General features: G+C 75.8%; 1 protein-coding gene and 1 pseudogene. One reads left to right on the plus strand and one right to left on the minus strand.

Annotated features, from left to right (window positions below; genetic code table 11):
- Window positions 1–675: sensor histidine kinase (locus HCN52_RS24540; RefSeq protein ID WP_312876865.1), on the minus strand; the 675-nt coding region annotated here is incomplete at its 3' end.
- Window positions 676–1029: 354 nt separating this feature from the next.
- Here HCN52_RS24540 and HCN52_RS24545 point away from each other — a divergent pair.
- A pseudogene (locus HCN52_RS24545) lies at window positions 1030–1148 on the plus strand (TetR/AcrR family transcriptional regulator); the annotation flags it as partial.

Consider the following 1148-nt stretch of genomic DNA (forward strand, 5'->3'; position numbering starts at 1 on the left):
GGCGACCGGTGCGCGCGTCGCCGCGGCGGTCGCTCCGACGGGCCCGGTCGTGGTCGCCACGGCGCCGTCGGCGCGGCGCGGGCGCTCGGTGGCCGCGGGGGCCCGGACGGCGGGGGAGTCGGTCACGGGCGAGAGCCACTGCACCGGCAGGAAGACGCTCGCCCGGGTCCCGCCGGTGATGGACGGGCGGAACTCGATCCGCATACCGAAGCGCTCCCCGGCCAGCCGTGCCGCGGCGAGCCCGAGGCGGCTGCCCGACAGGTCGGTGATGTCCAGCGGCCGTTCGAGGTCCACGGTGAGGCGGGCGCGCTGCAGCGTCTCCGTGCGCATCGGCAGGCCGCTGTCGTCGATGTGCAGGACGATGCCGCTGGTGGCGCTCTCCACGGTCACATGGACCTGCGTGGTCGGCGGGCTGAACTGGAGCGCGTTGTCGATGAGCTCGGACAGCACGTGGATCGCGGCGTTGACCGCGGGACCGCGCACGCCCTGCGGGACCGGGGGCAGGGCCGCGACCACCCGGGTGAAGTCCTCGCTCCGGCCCACCGCGGCACGCACCACGTTGGCGATCGGCACCGGGCGGGGCCACGGGCGGCCGGTGCGCCGCGCGCCGGTCAGGACCAGGAGACGCTGCGCCAGCAGGTCCATCGGGGCCAGCAGCCGGTCGAGCGCCTCCATGTCCTCGCGGACCCGGCTGTGCGGGACGTTCGCGTGGACGTTGTCCTGCCAGTACGGCAGCTTGCGCCGGTCCAACTCGGCCACCTGCGCCGTCACGGCGGCCTGGACGCGCGAGGCGCCGCTCTCCAGCACCGACAACGCGCTGGCCAGCCGTCGGCGCTCGGCGTACACGGACCGCACCGCGGACTCCACCAGCTGCCGCACCGCGGGGTGCGCGGGCAGGTGCTCCTCGCCCTGGGCGAGGACCGTGTCGGCCGAGGCGCGGCCGTGGTCCCCCTGGACGGCCCACGGCAGCGCGTGGTGCACGGCGCGGTCGATCTCGCCGCGGAGCGCGGTCAGCTCCGCCTCCAGCCGCTCACCGCCGGCCACCCCCGCGAGCTCCTGGAGCAGGCCGCCTTCGCGCTGCTGGACTACATCGAGCAGCACACCGACGGTTTCCACATACTGGTGCGCGACTCGCCGGTCGCCCAGTC

Origin of the sequence: Streptomyces bohaiensis (genome assembly GCF_012033785.1) — a bacterium.
Classification (GTDB): Bacteria; Actinomycetota; Actinomycetes; order Streptomycetales; family Streptomycetaceae; genus Streptomyces; species Streptomyces bohaiensis.